Origin of the sequence: Shewanella sp. BC20, assembly GCF_003129585.1 — a bacterium.
Lineage (GTDB): Bacteria > Pseudomonadota > Gammaproteobacteria > Enterobacterales > Shewanellaceae > Shewanella > Shewanella seohaensis.
In genome coordinates this window covers 1-21,609 of the sequence record NZ_NHRI01000027.1, presented here as the reverse complement: position 1 = coordinate 21,609, position 21,609 = coordinate 1, and the positions used below count along the sequence as shown (strand labels likewise).

The following is a 21,609-nucleotide window of genomic DNA, read 5'->3' as shown; positions in this document are numbered from 1 at the left end:
ACAAAAGGCGAGTAAAGATGTGGCTACAGAAAAACTAGTGCGATGTGGTTATTTTCAACCTAGAAGCTATGCCCGTTCGATCTTTCACATATGAAGCTAAAGGCGTGGCGGAATGACTGATAGCGAAAGCTAGCAACTTTATGAATATAAGTCGATAAGAGTCTGATATGAATTTGGACCTCAATGCAATGTCCAATGAGCATAAATCAGTTAAAAATGAGCTTAAAAGAATGATAAAGCTAAAACAATATCAAGAGATTACTCAATGAACTGAATAAAAACTGCTACCTCAAAAAAGAAAACTCCTATAGCATCATTCATACCTACTTACTAGATGTGGTTGCCACCAAGTCAAATAAACGATTGATTTGCAGCATACAACGCATTAATACTAAGACTTTAGGCTTCAAACATAATGACTCTCGAACTGAAAATTTCAGTCCTATCTGCAATTGCAGCACTGGGCTCAGCTTATTGGGCTTGGAATAGTGCTCGAACAGCTCGTAAAGCTTTAGCTCTTACTGAAGAAGATGCCATCACAAAGAGAGAGGCGTTAAAGGGTGATTTAATCAATTCACTTCGCTGGCAGCGAAATGATTGCGAGTACATTTCGCTCTCATGCTCATATATGAATTCCTCAAGCTACCCAACCACCATCGAACGTGTCGAACTAGTTGTACATGGATTTGCTCTTGAAGGCACTGGGTCACAACTCCGTCAGTCTCCAGAATATGAAAAGCCTGATAGGTCTGATTTTTCATTTTTGGTACTGCCAATAAACTTATCAGCCAGAGCGACCTCATCTGGCTGGCTTACATTTCGCTTGCCAAAGCCTTGGTTGAATCGCTACCTAATTGATAAATATGAGCTTGTAGCGACCACTTGGTCAGGCCAAAAAGTTACAATTGAATCTTATATCGTGATGAAACAAGCTCATGAGTAATAAAATGACCCAAATTCTGCAAGTAGGTGCCATTGGCCACCCAGATGTCAGTGACGGAAGACTACTACCATATATCACAATTGATTGCACAAACTGCCCCGATGTAGAAAATTTCATTGACGTTCATGGCGATGTTCCGGTGCCCGGTGACGTCATTTCAACTTGGGGATGGAAATACTTTAATAATTCAAATGTCTATTTACGACTTGATTTCGAAAGACCTATTGCAACTACAACGCATTTGATTATTCCTGTTGCGACAAAGGGCTATGTGGTTGAATGGATTATGGCAGTTAGAGGATTCTATCTTCAGTCATCTAAGTATGGGAACTGTGCCTCTGAAGGCTTTGGGAAACCAGCAATAATTATCGAAGTTCCAAGCGGAGCAACGTTCCCTCCATGGCAAAAAATATACAAAAAAAGCCTAACTAAGCGTTTTAAAAGTCAAGGCTTCAAAGGTAAGGCAATCGATGATGCTATTGAAGCCTATAAGGCTAGGCAAAAGGAAATTTGGTTTAGGCGTCCAATTGTTCACCATTCAGGTGTCTAACCAGATAGCCAGAGAGCAGGACAACCACTTATTTTTGCATGGAAAGGATGAACTCCTTGGCCGTAACTATGTGCGCAATCCAGATTTACTCATTTAAAATCAAAAGATTACAAAAAACACTGAATTAATATTTGTATATATACAGTGATATGAGTCAACGATGGGGTTGCATGTGTGAGTTTAAAAAACAACACAACAGCGGTAAATGGCGTAAAGATAAAGCCTCAAGTCAAGCGTTAGCTCCTTAAGCTCATCACACCTATTATTCACCCTCAGGGATTGTTTTCGTTTATCCGAAATAAGGTAATTCCGCGTAAAACGCAGCATGGTTTGCCCCCAAAAAATGTGGTGTTTTACTTTCTTAAAACTTACAGGCTACGCCGATGCTAAATAGGTGAGCCATGGTGATTAGCGAGACGACCGTCCGCCCCACGGACGGGGCGGTCGAGCATCCACGGACGGACTTGCTGCGTGTCGGTGAGCGAATACCATGGCCCACCTATACTCAGCACTTAAAGAGTTAAATTTCCAAGATTTATCCCTTTAACGTCACTATCCACTCCATGTATTACACTCTTCAGCACACAATAGAGTAGCTTTGGAATAAGCGCATTATCTCTTATCAAAAGAAACGTTCTAACCCACAAGCCTTATGGATTCACCCAATTCACTCTATCGCCAGCTAGATAAGCGCTGAGATTTGCCGTTGCGATATTAAGTAGGTTCTGCCGCGCTTCTTTGGTCGCCCAAGCATTGTGGGGGCTGATACTGATATTGGGCGCAGTTAGTAGCGGATTATCCGCGCTCGGTGGTTCGGTAGAGAGTACATCGACGCCAGCAAAGACTTTGCCCTGCGCTAATGCCGTAGCCAGCGCCGCCTCATCGATTAAGCCGCCGCGCGCGGTGTTGATCAGTAGCGCCTGCGGCTTCATTAATTCGAGGGTTTGAGCATTAATCAGCTCGGTTGTCTCAGGGGTGAGAGGACAGTGGAGCGAGAGAATATCGGACTCCTTAAATACCGTATCACGGGATGTCCAACTCACGCCTTGGGGTAAATCGCTAGGTTCGGTGCGGGTATTCACTAATACCTTCATGCCGAAGGCTAAGGCAAGTTTAGCCACCTGCTGACCAATATCCCCATAACCAATCAAGCCTAAGGTTTTGCCTTTAAGGGATTGCAGCGGCATTAAGGTAAAACAAAAGTCACTGCAATTACTCCACTGCCCTGCGGCAACGGCTTGATGGTGCGCCGCAACGGCCTGCGTGTGGTGCAAAATATGGGCAAACACCATTTGTGCGACGGCATCGGGGCCATAGGCGGGCACGTTGGTGACCACTATGCCTAACTCTTTTGCGGCGGCAAGATCCACCACGTTAGTGCCCGTGGCGAGCACGCCGATATATTTAAGCTTAGGTAGTTGGGCTAAGGTGTTGGCATCGAGGGGCGTCTTGTTGGTGAGCACTATCTCGGCATCCTGAGCGCGGGGGAGAATCTCCGCCGAGGGCGTGCGGGCAAAACAGCTAAATTCCCCTAATGCGCTGACCGCTTGCCAGGTTAAATCCCCAGGGTTTAAGGTTTCACCATCGAGTACGACTATTTTCATCTTTACCTCTTAACTGCGTTTGCACCTTGCCCGAAAGCTGAGAAATTAAAAACTGAGTTTGACCCCAATATTGGCTTGCACTTGCCACATGACATCCGATGTTACATGCCATAGGCATTGGTCTTCATTGCAAAAAAGTGAGCTGTCACTGTCGATAAAGGTGGCGTAGCCACGCAAATCCGCAAACAGGGCGAAGTTTTGCGTCATGCGGTATTCGGCGCCACCACCAATGCCCATGGAGAAACGGGTTTCCGTTGACCAATCATCGGGCATCATCCGAGTCACCCCGGCACTGGCGGTAATGTAGGGCTGAAAATCGCCACTTGGGAAAAATAAGGTACCGCCAAGGTGGATATAGTCCACATCTAAGGAGGCGACTAAGTCTGGGGTAAACAGGCCGCCACTTTTCAGCTCGGAGGATTGGCGACTGTAGAGCAGGTAAATATTGCCGGGATCGTTAGTGCCAATCCCTAACATGATGCCGTAATGGCTCGCCTCTTCGATACCCACACTCTGCTTATTATCGGTTTCAGCCTTGTTCGCATCGAGTTCATTGATATCGAACGAGCTGCCACCAAAGCTGTAACCACCGTAGGGGGCGACAAACAGCTCGGGTTCGGCATAGGTTGGTAATGCGAGAGCGAGGGGCAACAAACCAGCAATCACAGTTAATCGGTTAACGTATTTCATCTTAATCCCTTATCTGTCGTTATTATTCCTTGCGTCGACAACGTTAACCGAAGCGTTAGCGCATGCCGCGCTCCGATTTCACCCTGTCGTACGCAGCTTGGATGTCCTGCGCTTTACGATTGGCAATTTCCATCATCTCGGGTGGTAACCCCTTGGCGATTAACTTATCGGGATGGTGTTCATTCATCAACTTGCGATAAGCCCGTTTCACCTCTTGATCCGTCGCCTCGGCATTAATGCCGAGCAAATGATAGGCGTCGGTAATCGAGGTTTTGTTGCCATTAGAGGTCTGGTGGAAACGGTATTCCGCTTGCCAACGTTTAAGTAATTCATCGAGTTGCCCACGACCATAACCTAACTCTTGGGCCACCGTCATCAGGATTGCATGCTCAGCGGGATCGAGCTCACCGTCCGATAAGGCGGTTTGAATTTGGATCTCAATAAACATTTGCACCAGCTCTTGGCGGCCTTGGGTCACGGCGCGAAAGGCTTGCAGACTGTTACGTAGGTCAAAGTCTGGCTCTTTACCCTCACGGAACGCCTGCTGCGCCTCTTTACGGGCTTCACCCGTAAGGCGCATCTGGTCCATCAACATAGTCGCGATACGAATATCGGTTTCAGTCACTCGACCCGACGCCTTGGCCACATGGCCCATCACGGCGAAGGTGGTGTTAAAGAATATCCCCTGTCGATTCTTGGCTTGACCTAAGATCTGACTAAAACTGGCGCCACCACCGGCGCGTTTGTCGTAGAGATGCCCAAGCCATAAGCCCAGTAGCGCACCGAAAATACGGCCAAACATAAACCCGATAACAAATCCAAAAAACTTACCCCAAAGGCGCATCTTAATTCCCAATTTGATAATTTATTCAGTCACTCAATCGACATCGCGAGTGAAACCGTTCACTCAAGGCGCTAAACGTTAGGCGATACGCCATTTCGCCAGCGCTGACTCTAATGCTTGCAGACGTGGAATCGTCCCAACATCGCACCAGAGTCCATTAAAGTGTGCTCCGGTGATCAGGCCATCGGCCATTTTAGCCCGCAGCAAAGGCCCAAGGGCAAAGGCACCATCCGGCGTGCCGTCAAATAATGATGGCCGATATAAGCCCATGCCAGAGAAAGTGTATTTTTGCTCACCCTGCTCACGTACAAGGCTCTGCTCCAAGGCAAAGTCACCGTTAGGATGTTGCTCGGGATTCGGCACCAACCACAGATGCGCCAGAGCAGTATCCGCTAAGGGAACAATCGTCGGCAAGGCATCGATAAACACATCGCCATTGAGCACTAAAAACGCTGCATCCGAGTCGCCGTCAGTCAGCAGGGGCAATGCCTGCTTAATTCCGCCACCGGTCTCGAGGGCCGATGCTTCGGCGCTATATTGGATCTTGACCCCAAAGGCCTGACCATCGCCTAAGGTTTCGACCAGCTTATGCCCAAGCCAAGCGTGATTTATTACGATATCCACGATACCCGCCGCGGCCAACTTCTCAATATGGTACACAATCAGCGGTTTACCTAAGACGGGCACTAAAGGTTTGGGCAGGGTGTCGGTCAAAGGTCGTAAACGCTCTCCCCTGCCTGCCGCGAGGATCATGGCCTTCATTGCTTGTCTCCCTGCAGAGAATTCTTTCCCTTAGCCGCAAACGCAGGCACAACGCGCGATTGTACCCAAGCGGAAAATGGCGCCAACTCAGGATAAAGGCTGGCAATATCCACAATGTACGACAAGGTTAACGGAATATCGGCCATATAGGCGGGCTTGTTATCCCGATAATGTAAACGCGCAAAAATACCCGCCGCCTTGATATGGCGCTGCAGCCCCATTAAATCAAACCAGATTTGATACTGGGTAAAGGATGTCTGCGCCGGGATTTGCCCCAACTCAAGCACTTGCTGATAATGCTGCTGCATTAATTCCTGCACCATGGTTTGCGGCCAACGCACATAGCAATCCCGCAGTAAAGACACTGCATCGTAGGTCACAGGCCCTAGCACCGCATCTTGAAAATCAATCACGCACAATTCGCCCTCTTTGAGCATCAAGTTACGGCTGTGGTAATCGCGGTGCATGCCCACCTTAGGTTGCGCGAGGGCATTTTCCACTAATAGGTCAAAGCTTTCTTCTATAAGCGAGCGTTCCTCGTCGCTAAGTTCGAGCTGTAAATGTCTCTCTAAAAGCCACTCGGTAAAGATCCCCAGCTCACGGCGCACAAACGCCTCATCATATAAAGGCAATGGCTGCGTGCTGCCAGTGACAGGGTCAAGGCTCTCAACCACTGAGGCCACCTGAGGCAATAATGCCAAGGCGCGGCGATAGTAGTCAGCCACATTCGCATCGGTCAGCACAGACAACAACTGAGTATCCCCGAGATCGCTCAGTAGCATAAAGCCTTGCTCGGCATCGGAGGCGATGACTTTTGGAACTGTCAGTCCCGCCGCTGCATAGGCTCTGGCGAGGGCGATAAAAGGTGCGATAGGCACTAAGGTGGGTGGTGAATCGGCAACAATGTAGCTTGCATCGCGGTCCGTGACCCGGAAATAGCGCCTAAAACTGGCGTCACCGGAAATCAGAATCGGGGTCACATCATAGGAAAAATAACGGTTCAGCCACTGATTAAGGGAAATAAATCTCGAGTCGGATAAAGTCATTTCATGGCTCTTATAGAAAAATTGCTTTATTATAGCTGGCATATAATTTGGAAACAGCTAAGAAATTGAGAGATTTATTTGCTGCGTTGCACTTGTAGTTTGCAACTTTCCCCGTCGATACTTGTCCAGACAAAGAAATCATTATTGACCTAAGATGCAGATCCGTTACTTTCTGGCCTTGAGCCTGTTACCGCAACTAGTCCTGGCAGACGAATCTCCAACAGCCTCAGCGTCACAATGTGTCATCGAACCGCCAGTACCTCGTATCGTATCTCAACCCGGCCTAAGCGCCGCGGATCAAGAGAAAATTCGTATTGTTTCGGATCGCTCAAACGCCGAAATGGGCAAACAAGCCATTTTTACCGGTGATGTGGTCTTCAGTCAGGGCGACAGACACATTGCCGCCGATGAGGCGATTCTCGATCAGGCGACCGAGCAGTTCGATGCCAATGGCAACCTCGTCTTCCAAGACAATATTTTTACCGTTACCGCCGATTCGCTGCAGGCACAGATGCGCAGCAACCGCGCCACCCTAAAGGGTGCCCAGTATTGGCTCCATGGTCAGCAGGTTCACGGCGATGCCGAAAAACTGCAAATCACCATGAATAACAACCTTATCTTGACCAACACTAACTTCACGACCTGCCCGCCGGACAATGTCTCTTGGCTGCTCGAAGCGGAAAAAATTAAGATTAACAGTGAAGAAGAATGGGGCGAGATTTGGAATGCAAAGCTGAGAATTGCCGATATTCCGGTGTTCTACATTCCTTATATGACGGTGCCAGTTTCCGATAAACGTAAAACCGGCTTCCTCTACCCTAGCTTTAGCACTAGTACCACCAACGGTTTTGAAGTTTCCGCGCCCTATTATTGGAATATCGCGCCTGAGTATGACCTCACCTTTACACCTAACTATATGTCTAGTCGTGGTTTATTCACTAAGACAGAGTTTCGCTATCTCGCGGGTGAGGCCCAAAGTGGCCGCTTGAATTTAGAGTATTTGGGCAACGATCAGATGCTCAGCGGTAGTCCAAATCGTTACCTCTATAACTGGCAACACCAAGGCGCCATCGATAAAAACTGGCGGGTACTCGCCAACTTTACCGAAGTGTCTGACAACAACTATTTCAACGACTTAAAGTCTGATGTGAACCGCGCCACCGATAACCAGTTATCGCGGATTGGTGAAGTCAGCTACTTTGAGCGTAACTGGGATATCAGCACGCGGGTGCAAGACATTAAAGTACTGGGTGAGGACGAAAAGCCTTATCAAGTGATGCCACAGGTTAACTTTAACTACCGCGCCGCCGACTTTTGGAACAACTTGGACTTTGGCTTTAACTCGGAGCTGACCAATTTCGCCCATCAAGACAGCGACATGAATACCGCTACTCGTCTGCATATGGCGCCTAGCCTGACGCTGCCTATTCATGGTCCATCTGGCTCATTGACCAGCCAAGTAAAGTTGATGCAAACCAACTATTGGCAAGAACAAAATAACAGTGCTTTCGATGACTTAGACGATACGGTGAGCCGCACGATTCCACAGGTGCGGATCAATGGTCAGATTAACTTCGAGCGCTTTACCGAACTGTTCGATCAAAACTACCGTCAGACGCTCGAACCTCAGTTCCAGTATTTATACGTAGGTTATGAAGATCAACGTGGTATCGGTATTTACGATACTGCACAGTTACAGGACGACTTCTTTGGTCTGTTCCGTGACCGCCGCTTCTCAGGCCTTGACCGTATCGCCGATGCAAACCAAGTCACCCTAGGTGTGACCACGCGTTTCTTCGACGATCACAACCAAGAGGCGACTAAGTTCAGCCTAGGTCAGATCCTCTATCTGCAGGACAGCAAACTGGGTTACGAAGATAACCTCTTCGAGCAAAATCAATCGACCTCAGTATTGGCCGCCGAGCTAGATACCCGCTTAAGCCATGACTGGTATTTAGGTGCCGCGATTCAATACGACACCAACTCGAGCGATAACAAGAAGACCGAAGTCACCTTAGACTTCCGCCCCGAAGCCAATAAACTATTGCAGCTCAGTTATCGTTATGTGCCGGATCTATTGAACTCAAACACCAACGATCTAGTAAATATTTCCCAAGCGGGTGTGCGTGGTGCATGGCCGATTAACGACAGCCTGTATTTTGTCGGTAACTGGTACTACGACCTCAACGAGAGCCGCAGCATAGAAACCTATACAGGTTTCCAGTATGAATCATGCTGTTACGCAATCCGTCTCAGCTATCACTACCGAATTAAGACCAATTACGATGACAACATTGGTTCGGCCGTTATCGATGAGCGCGAGCAATTTGAAAGCGGTGTTTACCTGAATTTAGTCATCAAAGGACTCGGTGGTTCAGGCCCATTAGGCGTATCGGATATGCTCAATGATGGTCTGTTTAACTACAGAAAACCGCTTTATCTGAGGAATTAGCAAAGATTTGTGGTAGATTGCTGAACCTCAACAAGGACTGAGAGTCCAAACAGGTTAATGAAAGCCGTGCGCTCCTCCCCAAAAAAGTCTCGGAACGCACGCTTTTAGAGTTACTAACAAAAGAACATTTAGGCAACTCACTGTAATTTCGATATAAATGGTAAAGTTAACTTAAATAAGCCGTCGAATTTGACCTTAGAACGTGCCAAGGATTTTGTGGATGAAACCCAGTAAACATCTGATTTTTGCTTTATTTGCACTCGCTATCAGCCAGCCTACTATGGCCGCTCCCCAGCCAATCGACCGTGTTGCCGTTCAAATCAACGATGGTATTGTGCTCGAAAGTGAAATCACCAACATGATTGACACTGTAAAAGCCAATGCGAGAGCCGCGAATCAATCGTTGCCATCCGACAGTGCACTGCGTACTCAGGTTATCGAGCGACTCATCCTCACTCGTTTGCAGTTGCAGATGGCGGATCGTATAGGTCTGCATATCGGTGACTTACAGTTAGACCAAGCAATTGAAAACATTGCCCGCGAACAAAAAATGACCGTGGCGCAAATGCAGCAAAAAATCGAGAGCGAAGGGTTAAGCTTCAGCCAGTACCGTGAACAACTGCGTGAAGAAATCACCCTAGGTGAAATCCAACGTATCCAAGTTCAACGCCGTATCCAAGTGTCACCACAGGAAATTACCGGCCTGGTAAAACTGATCCAAGAGCAAGGCATGAAGGACGTCGAATACCAAATCGGCCATATCCTGATTGACGTACCTAACAACCCAAGCAGTGAACAACTGGAAGCCTCGAGCAAGCGCGCGAACGCCGTACTCGAGCGTTTAAAGAGTGGTGAAGATTTCCGCCGCACCGCCATCGCCTCTTCATCGGGTCCTAAGGCGCTGGAAGGCGGTATCTGGGATTACATGAACATCAACGAGATGCCAACGCTGTTTGCGGAAGTCATCAATGGCGCCAAGAAAGGCGATATTATCGGCCCAATCAAGAGTGGCGCGGGTTTCCACATCATCAAGATCATGGATGCCCGTGGTTTACAAACCAAAGAAATTGAAGAAGTTAGAGCGCGTCATATCCTGCTCAAGCCATCGCCAATTCTGTCGGAAGACCGTGCTAAGGCCATGTTAGAGCAGTTCTTAAAGCAAATTCGCTCTGGCGAAGCCAAGTTTGAAGATTTAGCGCGTCAATATTCTGAAGATCCAGGTTCAGCAGCCAAAGGTGGTGAGCTGGGTTGGGCAGAGCCAAGCATTTACGTGCCAGAGTTTGCGCAAACGCTGAATAGCTTAAGCCAAGATCAAATCAGTGAGCCTTTCCGTACGACCCACGGCTGGCATATCACACAACTGGAAGAGCGCAGAAAAACCGATGCTACGGATCAATTTAATACTAACCGTGCGCACCAACTGATCTTCCGTCGCAAATTTAATGAAGAACTGCAAAACTGGCTAGACGAAATGCGTGCTGACGCATACATTGAAATCTTTCAGCCTGAGTCAAACCGAGGTTAAGGTAAATTGACCACTAAACGTATTGCCGTTACCCCCGGAGAACCTGCGGGTATCGGCCCCGATTTAGTCGTGCAACTCGCTCAGCAGGCTTGGCCTGCTGAGTTAGTCGTTTGTGCGGATCCCGAATTATTAGCCAGCCGAGCTAAACGACTCGGCCTGAATGTCACGTTTCGCCCTTACTTGCCCGAGCAACCTCCTAAACCGCAGGAAGCGGGCACACTCACCATTGCGCCTTTCAAACTGGTGACCGACGCCGTTTGTGGCCAGCTCGATGATCAGAACAGTGCTTACGTGGTTGAAACCCTGCGTTATGCGGGTGAAAAAAACATGAGCGGCGAATTTGATGCCGTAGTCACTGGCCCAGTCCACAAAGGGATCATCAACCAAGCGGGGATTTCCTTTAGCGGCCATACCGAGTTTTTTGCCCATCAGGCCAACTGCCCCGATGTGGTCATGATGTTAGCAACCCAAGGTTTACAGGTGGCACTGGTGACCACCCATATCCCTCTGGCCTATGTGGCAAAAGCCATTACTCGCCAGCGTTTGCATCATATTATCAAGATTTTACATGCTGACCTTATCAGCAAGTTTGCCATTGCTTCCCCTAAAATTTATGTCTGTGGCTTAAACCCACACGCGGGTGAAGACGGCCATCTTGGCCGGGAAGAAATCGATGTGATTATTCCGGCACTGAACGAACTGCGTGAAGAATATCAAATGAACATTGTCGGCCCTCTGCCCGCCGATACCCTGTTCCAACCTAAATATTTACAGGACGCGGATGTCGTGTTGGCCATGTACCATGACCAAGGCTTACCCGTTCTAAAGTCACAGGGATTTGGCAAATCGGTAAACATTACCTTAGGTTTACCTTATATCCGTACCTCGGTTGACCATGGTACGGCGCTCGATCTTGCGGGAACTGGCAAAGCCGATATTGGCAGTTTTGTCTGCGCCTTGAATAAAGCCATTGAGTTATCCTCAAAAAACTAAACGATTAGATATTAATGAGTAGCAAAGTACATTTAGGCCACACGGCCAGAAAGCGTTTCGGACAAAACTTCTTAACCGACGACAATGTGATTAACCGCATTGTGGGTGCGATCGCCCCCGATAATGACCACGTGATGGTCGAAATCGGCCCCGGCCTTGGCGCCTTAACCGAACCTGTCGCCACGGCGATAGATAACCTGACCGTGGTCGAGTTAGACCGCGATCTGGTTGAGCGCTTGCAAAATCACCCTGTACTTAAGGATAAGCTCACGATTCACCAAGGCGATGCGCTGCAGTTCGACTTTAGCCAGTTGGTGGTACCGGGTAAAAAACTCAAAGTGTTTGGTAACTTACCCTATAACATTTCAACGCCTTTGATGTTCCATCTGTTCGAATTTGCCGAGCAGATTGAAACCATGCACTTTATGCTGCAAAAAGAAGTGGTGCTGCGTTTATCGGCAAGCCCAGGTAACAAGGCCTATGGCCGCTTAACTGTGATGGCACAGTACTTCTGCCAAGTGGTTCCCGTGCTCGAAGTGCCGCCCCATAGCTTTGCGCCACCGCCTAAGGTCGATTCTGCCGTGGTACGTCTATTGCCCTATGCCGAAAAACCATTCCCTTGTAAGGATGTGAATGTACTGCGCCAGCTGTGCACCACGGCCTTTAACATGCGCCGTAAAACACTGCGTAATAACCTCAAGCAAGTATTGAGCGATGAAGAGTTTGAGCAACTAGGCATAGATCCTAACCTGCGCCCTGAGCAAATCAGCGTTGAACAATATGTCGCCATGGCGAATATGGTGTGTGATAAGCAGGCTTAAGCAATATCAGTTTGATGGGCACTTTAGGGTGCCCTATCTTATTAAAGGGAGCAGCATGAGCGCATTGGATGACTCAATCCGAGTCGAAGTCAAAACCGAATACATTGAACAACAGTCCTCGCCCGAGGATCAGAAATACCTCTTTAGCTACACTATCACCATAGTTAACCTCGGCGAGCAAGCTGCCAAACTCGAAACCCGCCACTGGATTATTACCGACGCCAACGGCAAAATCAGTGAAGTGCAAGGCGCAGGCGTCGTCGGCGAAACCCCAACGATTCCCCCCAATACCGCCTATCAATATACCAGCGGTACCGTACTCGATACACCCCTTGGCATTATGTATGGCACTTATGGTATGGTCAGCGAATCTGGCGAACGTTTTAAGGCAACGATTAAGCCCTTCCGTTTAGCACTCCCCGGTTTATTACACTGATTTATAAATAGAAAGGATATTGTGGCCCATTATTTTGTTGGTGATGTGCAAGGCTGTTTTGCCGAATTAAAACGATTACTTGCTGAGGTCGACTTTAACCCATCCCGCGATGAACTCTGGGCGGTGGGCGATTTGGTCGCCAGAGGTCCCGATTCATTAGCCACGCTGCGCTATTTTCAGTCCCTAGGGGATGCGGGCAAAACCGTCCTCGGTAATCACGATCTGCATCTGCTCGCTCTCCATGGCAAACTCAAGCGGGATAAACCCAGCGATAACCTCGCGCCACTGTTAAATGCGCCCGATATTGCCAGTTTAATCGATTGGTTAAGGCAGCAACCCTTAATGCGGGAGTTACCAGAGCACAAGGTCATCATGACCCACGCTGGTGTGCCCCCACAGTGGTCATTAGACGTCTTAAGGCAAGAGTCGCAACTTGTCAGCCAAGCCCTCAAGCAGAGTGATTACCTCGAGGCATTGATAAGCCAAATGTACAGCGATACTGCGGAGCGTTGGGATCCAAGCGCCATTGGCTTAAACCGCCTGCGCTTTTGTATCAATGCCCTGACCCGCATGCGTTATCTGTATGTCGATGGTCATTTAGATTTTGACTGTAAACAGCCACCCGAGGACTGTAACAATCCACAGCTACGCCCTTGGTTTGAATTTACCTCTGCGTTACGCCAGAGTCACACTTTGGTGTTTGGACATTGGGCGGCATTGATGGGTAAAGTGAACGATCCCAAATTAAAAGCGCTAGACACAGGCTGTTGCTGGGGCGAATATCTAACCCTATGGCATCTTGAAAAAGACCAAAAAATTACCCAAAAAAAGTTAAAAAAGGGTTAAACTAAGCCCGAGAGTGGTCGATATACGACAGTACCCTATGCCCTGAATTTAATAATCTTTTCATTCGGAATAATATAATAATAACCGGAGTATCCTATGAAAGTTAATGTAGCCACCCGAGTCATTGGCGGGTTTAGTGTTGTTACACTTTTACTTGTGTTGTTAGGATTTACCTCGTACCTGACGAACATTAGCCTCAAAGATAGTTCGGCAATGATGCAAGAGTTAAGCTTGCCAGCCCTGAAGGCCACCACTCATTTAACCGAATCCTTGAGCGAACAACAGCGCCAAGTGCTCATTGCTTTTCATGCGCCAAAATCCTCTAACATTCCCGATATCCGTAAAGTCTTTAGCGACCACGGTAGCCAGTTTAAAAATGAGATCAGTAACCTGACGCGACTGGTTCAAGGGCAAGCGAACCTTTCATCGTTGATCTCACAACTGGATGGCAGTTTCTCGACCTTCGAGCGTGACAGCCTCGCCATGCTCAATGAGCGCGAAGCCACCCTCAGCAAACAAGAGCAACTCATCGGATTAAAGAAAAAGCTGGAAAATGCCGCCGATGACGCCTCATCCGGATTGCTAGATATTATCGACCTAGAAAACAGCCAAAACCCCGATGCTCAGAGTCTTGCGGCATCGGCAAGCGCTATCGATACCAGCATGGGTAATATCATCACCACCATTACCGATTTAGTCACCAATGACGAAATGAGTAAGCATGAGCTTATTTCTAAAGAACTCGACTACATCCTGAGCGAGAGCCAAAACAAGCTTGAGTACGTCAACCGCCATGCGCAGGATATTGTGGATGCGGACACCTTAAAATCAGTCAACGAAGATATTAAAAAAGTCCTTGGGCTGCTCGAAGGCTCTGACTCTATGGTGCAACTTAAGGCGAGCCAATTAACCCACGCTCAGGCGGCGGCAAATCAACTGGCCATCATTGAGAAAGACGTCAAAGTCATTGACCGCAATATGGAAGATGTAAGTAATAACATTGAGTCGGCAGCCGCTGAAATGAGCCAAGCCACCATAGCCAAGATTGATTCGGCCAGTATCCGTACCATTATCGTGGTGCTAATCGCTATCGTTGCCGCCGTCATCATCAGTTTTGCCGTGGTTGCGCCATTGAAGCGTTCACTCTACCAAGTTAACAATGCACTTAACGTGTTAGCCTCTGGCAATTTAACTCATAAACTGGATGACTCTGGCCACGATGAATTTGCTGAACTGGCGAAAAACTGTAACCGTTTAGTCGACAGTTTACGCAGCCTAATCGTCGGGATCTTGGACCGCTCTAACCAGCTAGCTGCAGCTGCCGAGCAAACCTCGGCAATCACGGCGCAAACCACGACGGGCATTCAAGAGCAAAAGAACCAAGTTGACCAAGTTGCGACTGCGACCACAGAGTTAAGCTCCAGCGCACAACAAGTGTCGATGAGCGCTGACGATGCGCTCGCGCAAATCAAGCAGGCCGATCAAGAAGCCAAACACATGCGCACCATCGCCGAAGAGAATAAGCGCACTATTTTAGCCCTCGCTGACGAAGTCGCTAAAGCTGGCCAAGTGATCAACAAAGTGCAATCGGACAGCGCCTCAATCGGCTCGATCCTCGATGTTATTCGTGGCATTGCCGAGCAGACTAACCTGCTGGCATTAAACGCAGCCATTGAAGCGGCGCGCGCCGGAGAACAAGGCCGTGGTTTCGCAGTCGTTGCCGATGAAGTGCGCAGCCTTGCATCGAGAACCCAAGTGTCGACCCGCGAGATCCAACAAATGATCGAAGTGCTGCAACAGGGCGCCCAGCAAGCCGTGGCAGCAATGGATATGGGCCGCGCCCAAGCCAATGCCTGCGTCGATAAAACCGAGCAAGCTAACCTCGCCCTAGAGACCATCAGTCAGTCGGTGCACAAGGCCTATGATGCGGGCACGCATATTGCCCATGCTGCGCAGGAGCAGAATCTAGTGAGTCAGCAAGTGTCGGAGAAACTTGAGCATATCGCCGCAATTTCGGAAGAAACCGCCATCGGCGCCGACCAAACCGCGCAATCGAGCCATCAGGTGGCTAAGCTTGCCGAAGAGCTACAAGCTTCTGTCGGTGAATTTAGAGTGTAAGCAAACACTCAGGCATCAATAGGGTCGCGATTGCGGCCCTTTTCTTTGGTTTGCGCTTTCGCGGCGAAAATAATAGCTCAAGCAATATACTCAGTTTCGACACTCATCAGCATCATACTCAAGTACCCTGCTCAATATTCGGTAAAAACGGCCAAAACGACGCGCATAAAAAATGCCGAACTCAGTTCGGCATTTTTAACTATCATTTTTTCCTTGTGTAAACGCACATTAAAAAATGATGGGACAGATGATTACTCTTCTTCACCGCCAGCAGCAGCGCCTAAACGCTCTTTGACTGCCGCTGTGATAGGGCTAGCACCGTGACCATTCGCTTCAGCCCAAGCTTGAATCGTCATGCCATCGGCTTCTGGTACGCTCAGTTCGTTAACTGATAAACGCTTAGCCACAAACTCACCGGCATCATTCGCATTCGCGGCATAGGCAGTACGCAACAAGCTTTGACCATCACAGCTAATCCCGCTGTACACTTGACGTAACTTAACACGGCTTTCTTTTAGTTTTTTACGTAAACGGTTTTTATCGTTCGCTTTTACGTAATCACAAATACTCGCGACAAGTGGATCAGCTTCGGCTTTTGCCGTGGTTGGCACAGAAACATAGCTAAATCCGATTAGTGCAGCCAAAGCTACAGGCATAAGACGCATCCGATACTCCTTAATACTTTCTTATAGTTTTATTATGTTTTGTATGGTTTGCGTCTATCTCTAGCGGATATCGGCCTCCTAGGAGTCATCAGTAAAGAAGCCGTAAAAAACCGCTATCTCAACTAAGTCAGGCCTATCGGATCTAATACCTTAGACATATTGACAATCCATACGCACAGGGTACACAACAGAACAACGTAATTTAACATTTTTTTGTCAAATTGATAAAGCGATATTCCAGCCCATCGCCATTTATACTAGTTACCGATTCGGTTTCTTGCCATTTATCGCTCTCCCAAGCAGGGAAAAAGGTATCGCCTTCAACATCTAAGCTAATTTGCGTCAGATAGAGTGTGTCGGCTTGAGGTAATAATTGCTGATACAACTGCCCACCACCGATAACGACTAACTCTTCACACTCGCCCGCCGCCAGTTTAGCGTCTTCAAATGAGGTCACACAGGTCACACCGTCAATCTGCAAATCCGCTTGGCGGGAAATCACAATATTGTGGCGCCCAGGCAGAGGGCGACCAATGGACTCAAAGGTTTTACGTCCCATGACTACAGGTTTGCCTAAGGTCATGGCTTTAAAATGGCGTAAATCTTCGGGCAGATGCCATGGCATTTTGTTGTCTTTTCCGATGACTCGATTGTTTGCCATCGCGGCTATCATAGCAATGCGCATGGGCACTCCTTCGGTATTGTTTTTATTGAATAACAGGGCGGGTTCTAAAATACAGCAGACTCGGTAAGGCAAGGCCCACCGACAGTGCACCTAAGATAAACACCGTTTTTAAGCCGTTACTTATCACTTGCCCAGTCAGCTCTTGGCTAACCTGCGACTGCGCCGTTAATTGCACTAAGGCAATCACGGTATTAAAGGCGTAGGTCCCAGGGATCATCGGGATAATCGCGGCAACGGCATACATCAACGGCGGCGCAAGATGACGCTTAGCAAAACCGATAGTGATAGTACCTACCAAGGCCGCAGCGGCAAAGGTCGCCCATTCGATAGGCAAGCCAAATTGCAGCATTAGCGTGCGCGAGCTGTGCCCTATGGCGCCTGCAAGCGCGCAGTAGGGTAAGAAACGTTTCGGCACGTTAAACACCATGGCAAAACCCACTGCGGGAATCGCCGAGAAAAAGGCATCGTGCAACAGCGTCCACAGTAAGGCGATCATAGGAAGATCCCCCCAATCTGCATCGCAATGGTGATGCCGATAACGGATGACACTGTAAGCAAGGTGGCATGGCCCCAACGGGAAATGCCCACGTTCATATGGCCTTTGACCATATCAGAAATCGCATTGATCATCGGAAAACCCGGCACCAGCATCAACACACTGGCCGCCATGGCCGCCTGCGGAGTCTCACTCAAGTTAAACACATAACCTGTCTGCGCCAATAAACTGGTGACAAATGCCGTCACCGCAAAATTAACCAGCAAATTAAAATGCCGCTTGGCGATCGCAAGGCGCACCGACATCCCCACTGCTGAGGCAAAAAAAGTAATGATTGAAGCCGCGACATCGCCATTAAATAGATGACAGAAGCTTGCACAGGACAGTCCTATCATCAATACAACCAAATATGGTGGGTAGGTCTTAGGTTCAATCCGCGCTAAGCGCTTACGCACTTCGTTGGGACCATAGAGACCTTTTTCCGTCAATAAACAGATGCGCTGCAACTCGCAGACTATGGTCATATTGATGCCATGCTCGCGGATCCGACGCGTCGTCGTGATACAACGACCATGCACTAAACTGGTTAACACGAGGGAATTAGAGGAGATGGAAAGCTCAACACTTGCCAATCCTAAGGCCTGACCTAGGCGCTGGCTGATTTCTTCAACTAAATCAGATTCAGCACCGTAGGCCAGTAGCAGTTGTGCGACACGCACAACCTGCCGAGTAATATCATTTTGAGTATCTGCGTACACGGGACTCTCAAAACTTAGGTTGGGATATTATCTTTGGTAGATCACTTCTACATCGTAGTCGTCATCATCAAAGTCATCGTCGAATTCATCGTCATAGTCTTCATTGATCGCATCAATGTTGGCTTGATGATAATTGTCCCACTTGAACTCAACCTCTGCATCTGGGTTCGCATCTTTATCTTCCGGAGGAAGACTTTGAATGAAGTCCAGCAGCTTGGTCGCTAATTCTTTAGTGCCATCGCGGCTATAGGCAGAAATGGTGTAAACGTCACCTTCCCAACCTAATTCCTTAACAACACGAGCGACCTTCTCTTTTAGCTCATCTTCGAGCAGCAGATCGGCCTTGTTAAAGACTAACCAACGTGGCTTGCTTGCCAATTTTGGCGAATATTTTTCCAGTTCACCGACGATCGCACGGGCAGAGTCCACAGGATCTGTGCCATCAATTGGCTCAATATCGATGATATGCAACAGAATACGGCAACGTTCTAAATGCTTTAAGAAACGAATCCCTAGACCCGCACCTTCTGCCGCGCCTTCGATCAAACCAGGAATATCGGCGATCACAAAGCTTTGACCAGGGCGAGGGTTAACCACACCTAGGTTAGGTACTAACGTCGTAAAGGGGTAATCGGCAACCTTTGGCGTTGCACGTGATACCGCGCGAATAAAGGTCGATTTACCCGCGTTAGGCATACCGAGCAAGCCAACGTCAGCTAACAACAGCAGCTCTAATTTCAGGCTACGGACTTCACCCGGAGTACCTAAGGTCTTTTGACGTGGAGCACGGTTAGTACTGCTCTTAAAGCGCGTATTACCTAAGCCGTGGAATCCGCCTTTAGCCACTAATAGCTTTTGGCCATGGGTGGTTAAATCGCCGAGGACTTCCTCGGTCTCATCGTCAATAGCACGCGTACCGACAGGTACTTTTAAAATCAAATCTTTACCGCTATGGCCGGTACAGTCACGGCCACGGCCGTTTTCACCACGCTCTGCCATGTGAAAACGTTCAAATCGGTATTCAATCAGGGTGTTGTGGTTTTCATCGGCTTGCAGATAGACACTGCCACCATCGCCACCATCACCACCATCAGGACCACCATCAGGGATATATTTTTCGCGTCTGAAACTCACGCAACCGCTACCGCCGTCGCCTGCTTCGACCCTAATTACTGCCTCATCGACAAACTTCATACTTACTCCTGGCATCACTGAATGAAGGAATTATACCGTTTAACTTCATCGGTCGCCAAAAAACTCGAGATACTTGCTCCCAATCTTACCAGCCAACGCCCTCAATTTGATAAAGATTTACCAAACTCACCAGAAACGCAGGTAAATAGAAGCATAAAAAACAGAAAGCCCCACCAATGGCGGGGCTTTACAGTATAAGCTAGACTCGAAAATTAAGCTTCGATGCTAATAAACTTACGGTTATTAGGACCTTTAACTTCGAATTTTACTTTACCGTCAGTCAGAGCAAACAGAGTGTGGTCACGACCAATACCCACGTTTACACCAGCGTGGAATTTAGTACCACGTTGACGAACGATAATGTTACCAGCTAAAACTGATTCACCGCCAAAGCGCTTAACACCAAGACGTTTACTTTCTGAATCACGGCCGTTACGAGTAGAACCGCCAGCTTTTTTATGTGCCATGAGTTAGACTCCTATTATGCGTTGATAGCAGTAATTTTAACTTCGGTGAACCACTGACGGTGGCCCATCTTCTTGTCGTGGTGCTTACGACGACGGAACTTAACGATAGTTACTTTCTCGCCACGACCATGACTTACTACTTCAGCAACGACTTTACCGCCAGCTACTAAAGGAGCACCAACGTGCACTTTTTCACCGTCAGCGATCAGTAATACTTGATCGAATTCAACAGTTGAACCAGTAGCAACTTCTAATTTTTCTAAACGAACTGTGTGGCCTGGGGCTACACGGTGTTGTTTACCACCACTTTGAAAAACAGCGTACATAGCTATTTTACTCCGATATTCCTAACACGCTGGCTCACACTATGGGAGGCAGGGTGCTACAAAAACTTTATTGACAATGGGCGCGGAGTTTACGCGAAGAATCCTTATCTGGCAAGCCCTAATTAGGAAAGAATAAAAAAAGGCCGGAATAACTCGCACATTAGTAGTGTGAGTACTGTCATATGTCGGAATTTTAGGTAAAATTCATTCTATATAACACGTGAGCCTAAAATAGAGGCCGGGTACGTAATGGCCCCACAACCAGAGTCTATTATGGATTTAAACGCTATTCGTCAACTGGCTGACACTGATATGCAAGCAGTCAATCAGCTGATCTATAAACAGCTGGAGTCAGATGTCGCCCTGATTAACCAGTTAGGTTTCTACATTATTAATGGTGGTGGTAAACGTCTTCGTCCTTTACTGTCCGTCCTCGCAGCGCGCGCCGTCGACTATCAAGGTGAAGCCCACCTTAAGCTTGCCGCGATTATTGAATTTATTCATACCGCTTCATTACTGCACGATGATGTGGTCGATGAATCGACCCTCAGACGTGGTCGCGAAACCGCTAACGCACTCTTTGGTAACAGCGCCAGTGTATTAGTAGGTGACTTCCTTTATACCCGCTCATTCCAAATGATGACCGAACTCGACAGCATGCGAGTACTGCGTGTATTAGCCGATACCACTAACGTATTGGCCGAAGGTGAAGTATTACAGCTAATGAACTGTAACGACCCTAATACCACAGAAGAAAGCTATATGCGGGTGATCTATTGCAAGACAGCTAAGCTATTCGAAGCCGCCACGTTACTGGCCGCGGTATTAGCCGGCGCCACACCCGAGCAAGAAACCGCATTAGGCGACTATGGCAAATATTTAGGTACAGCCTTCCAGTTGACCGACGATTTACTCGATTACACCGCCGACAGTGAAGAGTTAGGTAAAAACATCGGTGATGATCTCGCAGAAGGTAAGCCTACCTTACCGCTGATCTATGCTATTGCCCATGGCACAGAAGAAGAGCAGCAACTCATTCGCCAAGCGATTGAGCAAGGTGATGGCACCCACGCAATTGAGAAAATTGTTGCCGCTCTGCATCACTGCGGCGCGCTCACTTACACTCAGCAAAAAGCCATTGAAGAATCCAACAAGGCGATTGCAGCGTTGTCGGTATTACCCGACAGTGACTTCAAAACCGCATTAATTTCGCTGGCAAAAATCTCCGTTGATCGTAACCACTAATTGGCAGCGATAAATCAGTAAAGAATCCGCCTTCTTAGAAGGCGGCTTTGATTTGCCCCTGGAAGGGGCTATTTCCTTACACCTACTTCATCTGTAGCGACAATTGAGCATCATGCTCTAGATCTTGCTTATCTTGATGGCGA

General features: G+C 48.2%; 22 protein-coding genes and 1 pseudogene. 11 read left to right on the top strand and 12 right to left on the bottom strand.

Going from position 1 to position 21,609, the window contains the following annotated elements:
* Positions 1-415: 415 nt before the first annotated feature.
* The 3 genes and pseudogenes from CBX96_RS21510 to CBX96_RS21710 all read left to right on the top strand — a co-directional run.
* Complete coding sequence (locus CBX96_RS21510) at positions 416-943, top strand: hypothetical protein (protein ID WP_146194350.1); 528 nt, start codon at positions 416-418, stop codon at positions 941-943.
* Positions 936-1,493, top strand: coding sequence for a hypothetical protein (locus CBX96_RS20030; protein WP_109287850.1), 558 nt, complete (start codon positions 936-938; stop codon positions 1,491-1,493). Before CBX96_RS21510 ends, CBX96_RS20030 begins: the two co-directional genes overlap by 8 nt.
* Before the next feature lie 140 nt (positions 1,494-1,633).
* Positions 1,634-1,741 (top strand): annotated as a pseudogene (locus tag CBX96_RS21710) (transposase); the annotation flags it as partial.
* A gap of 402 nt (positions 1,742-2,143) precedes the next feature.
* Here the strand turns inward: CBX96_RS21710 and CBX96_RS20020 are convergent.
* The 5 genes from CBX96_RS20020 to CBX96_RS20000 all read right to left on the bottom strand — a co-directional run bounded on the left by CBX96_RS20020 (position 2,144) and on the right by CBX96_RS20000 (position 6,481).
* Positions 2,144-3,097: a D-2-hydroxyacid dehydrogenase gene (locus tag CBX96_RS20020; RefSeq protein ID WP_109287849.1), complete on the bottom strand. Its 954-nt coding sequence runs from the start codon at positions 3,095-3,097 to the stop codon at positions 2,144-2,146.
* 45 nt (positions 3,098-3,142) lie between these two features.
* Positions 3,143-3,787 carry an outer membrane beta-barrel protein gene (locus CBX96_RS20015; RefSeq protein WP_109287848.1) on the bottom strand — a complete coding sequence of 215 codons (645 nt, stop codon included), beginning with the start codon at positions 3,785-3,787 and terminating at the stop codon, positions 3,143-3,145.
* A 55-nt stretch (positions 3,788-3,842) separates the two neighbouring features.
* Positions 3,843-4,631, bottom strand: a complete 789-nt coding sequence (djlA, locus tag CBX96_RS20010; protein ID WP_109287847.1) for a co-chaperone DjlA — start codon at positions 4,629-4,631, stop codon at positions 3,843-3,845.
* A gap of 78 nt (positions 4,632-4,709) precedes the next feature.
* A complete protein-coding gene (gene murU, locus CBX96_RS20005) occupies positions 4,710-5,393 on the bottom strand; it encodes an N-acetylmuramate alpha-1-phosphate uridylyltransferase MurU (RefSeq protein WP_109287846.1) in 684 nt (227 codons plus the stop codon).
* Positions 5,390-6,481: an aminoglycoside phosphotransferase family protein gene (locus CBX96_RS20000; RefSeq protein WP_109287845.1), complete on the bottom strand. Its 1,092-nt coding sequence runs from the start codon at positions 6,479-6,481 to the stop codon at positions 5,390-5,392. Before CBX96_RS20000 ends, murU begins: the two co-directional genes overlap by 4 nt.
* Positions 6,482-6,593: 112 nt before the next feature.
* Here CBX96_RS20000 and lptD point away from each other — a divergent pair, with 112 nt between their 5' ends.
* The 7 genes from lptD (at position 6,594) to CBX96_RS19960 (ending at position 15,630) form a co-directional block, all read left to right on the top strand.
* Positions 6,594-8,891, top strand: coding sequence for an LPS assembly protein LptD (gene lptD, locus CBX96_RS19995; protein WP_109287844.1), 2,298 nt, complete (start codon positions 6,594-6,596; stop codon positions 8,889-8,891).
* A 220-nt stretch (positions 8,892-9,111) separates the two neighbouring features.
* Positions 9,112-10,416 (top strand): peptidylprolyl isomerase SurA, encoded by a 1,305-nt coding sequence (gene surA / locus CBX96_RS19985; RefSeq protein WP_109287843.1) that lies wholly within the window; start codon positions 9,112-9,114, stop codon positions 10,414-10,416.
* A gap of 6 nt (positions 10,417-10,422) precedes the next feature.
* Entirely contained in the window at positions 10,423-11,409 is a 987-nt protein-coding gene (gene pdxA, locus CBX96_RS19980; RefSeq protein WP_089067145.1) for a 4-hydroxythreonine-4-phosphate dehydrogenase PdxA, read from the top strand.
* 14 nt (positions 11,410-11,423) lie between these two features.
* On the top strand, positions 11,424-12,230 hold the full coding sequence (gene rsmA, locus CBX96_RS19975) for a 16S rRNA (adenine(1518)-N(6)/adenine(1519)-N(6))-dimethyltransferase RsmA (RefSeq protein ID WP_011627022.1): 807 nt from the start codon (positions 11,424-11,426) through the stop codon (positions 12,228-12,230).
* 55 nt (positions 12,231-12,285) lie between these two features.
* Complete coding sequence (gene apaG / locus CBX96_RS19970) at positions 12,286-12,666, top strand: Co2+/Mg2+ efflux protein ApaG (RefSeq protein ID WP_011621699.1); 381 nt, start codon at positions 12,286-12,288, stop codon at positions 12,664-12,666.
* Between the two features lie 21 nt (positions 12,667-12,687).
* Positions 12,688-13,512: a symmetrical bis(5'-nucleosyl)-tetraphosphatase gene (locus tag CBX96_RS19965; protein ID WP_109287842.1), complete on the top strand. Its 825-nt coding sequence runs from the start codon at positions 12,688-12,690 to the stop codon at positions 13,510-13,512.
* Positions 13,513-13,608: 96 nt separating this feature from the next.
* Positions 13,609-15,630 (top strand): methyl-accepting chemotaxis protein, encoded by a 2,022-nt coding sequence (locus CBX96_RS19960; RefSeq protein WP_109287841.1) that lies wholly within the window; start codon positions 13,609-13,611, stop codon positions 15,628-15,630.
* Positions 15,631-15,881: 251 nt separating this feature from the next.
* On the opposite strand, the gene CBX96_RS19955 is transcribed toward CBX96_RS19960, so the two are convergent.
* The 7 genes from CBX96_RS19955 to rplU form a co-directional block, all read right to left on the bottom strand.
* Positions 15,882-16,295 (bottom strand): DUF3718 domain-containing protein, encoded by a 414-nt coding sequence (locus tag CBX96_RS19955; RefSeq protein ID WP_011621696.1) that lies wholly within the window; start codon positions 16,293-16,295, stop codon positions 15,882-15,884.
* Between the two features lie 202 nt (positions 16,296-16,497).
* Positions 16,498-16,980, bottom strand: a complete 483-nt coding sequence (gene folA, locus CBX96_RS19950; protein ID WP_109287840.1) for a type 3 dihydrofolate reductase — start codon at positions 16,978-16,980, stop codon at positions 16,498-16,500.
* 22 nt (positions 16,981-17,002) lie between these two features.
* Positions 17,003-17,476 carry a threonine/serine exporter family protein gene (locus CBX96_RS19945; RefSeq protein WP_011621694.1) on the bottom strand — a complete coding sequence of 158 codons (474 nt, stop codon included), beginning with the start codon at positions 17,474-17,476 and terminating at the stop codon, positions 17,003-17,005.
* A complete protein-coding gene (locus CBX96_RS19940; RefSeq protein ID WP_109287839.1) occupies positions 17,473-18,234 on the bottom strand; it encodes a threonine/serine exporter family protein in 762 nt (253 codons plus the stop codon). The genes CBX96_RS19945 and CBX96_RS19940 overlap by 4 nt, the downstream gene beginning before the upstream one ends.
* Positions 18,235-18,261: 27 nt before the next feature.
* Positions 18,262-19,428 (bottom strand): Obg family GTPase CgtA, encoded by a 1,167-nt coding sequence (gene cgtA / locus CBX96_RS19935; RefSeq protein ID WP_011621692.1) that lies wholly within the window; start codon positions 19,426-19,428, stop codon positions 18,262-18,264.
* A 212-nt stretch (positions 19,429-19,640) separates the two neighbouring features.
* A complete protein-coding gene (rpmA, locus tag CBX96_RS19930; protein WP_007650346.1) occupies positions 19,641-19,895 on the bottom strand; it encodes a 50S ribosomal protein L27 in 255 nt (84 codons plus the stop codon).
* A 14-nt stretch (positions 19,896-19,909) separates the two neighbouring features.
* A complete protein-coding gene (gene rplU, locus CBX96_RS19925) occupies positions 19,910-20,221 on the bottom strand; it encodes a 50S ribosomal protein L21 (RefSeq protein WP_011621690.1) in 312 nt (103 codons plus the stop codon).
* A gap of 273 nt (positions 20,222-20,494) precedes the next feature.
* Here rplU and ispB point away from each other — a divergent pair, with 273 nt between their 5' ends.
* Positions 20,495-21,466, top strand: coding sequence for an octaprenyl diphosphate synthase (gene ispB / locus CBX96_RS19920; protein WP_146194349.1), 972 nt, complete (start codon positions 20,495-20,497; stop codon positions 21,464-21,466).
* The last annotated feature ends 143 nt before the right edge of the window (positions 21,467-21,609 follow it).

Coding starts and splice junctions, on each gene's coding strand:
- CBX96_RS21510 (WP_146194350.1), top strand. CDS start 416: ATGACTCTCGAACTGAAAATTTCAGTCCTATCTGCAATTGCAGCACTG.
- CBX96_RS20030 (WP_109287850.1), top strand. CDS start 936: ATGAGTAATAAAATGACCCAAATTCTGCAAGTAGGTGCCATTGGCCAC.
- CBX96_RS20020 (WP_109287849.1), bottom strand. CDS start 3,097: ATGAAAATAGTCGTACTCGATGGTGAAACCTTAAACCCTGGGGATTTA.
- CBX96_RS20015 (WP_109287848.1), bottom strand. CDS start 3,787: ATGAAATACGTTAACCGATTAACTGTGATTGCTGGTTTGTTGCCCCTC.
- djlA (WP_109287847.1), bottom strand. CDS start 4,631: ATGCGCCTTTGGGGTAAGTTTTTTGGATTTGTTATCGGGTTTATGTTT.
- murU (WP_109287846.1), bottom strand. CDS start 5,393: ATGAAGGCCATGATCCTCGCGGCAGGCAGGGGAGAGCGTTTACGACCT.
- CBX96_RS20000 (WP_109287845.1), bottom strand. CDS start 6,481: ATGCCAGCTATAATAAAGCAATTTTTCTATAAGAGCCATGAAATGACT.
- lptD (WP_109287844.1), top strand. CDS start 6,594: ATGCAGATCCGTTACTTTCTGGCCTTGAGCCTGTTACCGCAACTAGTC.
- surA (WP_109287843.1), top strand. CDS start 9,112: ATGAAACCCAGTAAACATCTGATTTTTGCTTTATTTGCACTCGCTATC.
- rsmA (WP_011627022.1), top strand. CDS start 11,424: ATGAGTAGCAAAGTACATTTAGGCCACACGGCCAGAAAGCGTTTCGGA.
- apaG (WP_011621699.1), top strand. CDS start 12,286: ATGAGCGCATTGGATGACTCAATCCGAGTCGAAGTCAAAACCGAATAC.
- CBX96_RS19960 (WP_109287841.1), top strand. CDS start 13,609: ATGAAAGTTAATGTAGCCACCCGAGTCATTGGCGGGTTTAGTGTTGTT.
- CBX96_RS19955 (WP_011621696.1), bottom strand. CDS start 16,295: ATGCGTCTTATGCCTGTAGCTTTGGCTGCACTAATCGGATTTAGCTAT.
- folA (WP_109287840.1), bottom strand. CDS start 16,980: ATGCGCATTGCTATGATAGCCGCGATGGCAAACAATCGAGTCATCGGA.
- CBX96_RS19945 (WP_011621694.1), bottom strand. CDS start 17,476: ATGATCGCCTTACTGTGGACGCTGTTGCACGATGCCTTTTTCTCGGCG.
- cgtA (WP_011621692.1), bottom strand. CDS start 19,428: ATGAAGTTTGTCGATGAGGCAGTAATTAGGGTCGAAGCAGGCGACGGC.
- rpmA (WP_007650346.1), bottom strand. CDS start 19,895: ATGGCACATAAAAAAGCTGGCGGTTCTACTCGTAACGGCCGTGATTCA.
- rplU (WP_011621690.1), bottom strand. CDS start 20,221: ATGTACGCTGTTTTTCAAAGTGGTGGTAAACAACACCGTGTAGCCCCA.
- ispB (WP_146194349.1), top strand. CDS start 20,495: ATGGATTTAAACGCTATTCGTCAACTGGCTGACACTGATATGCAAGCA.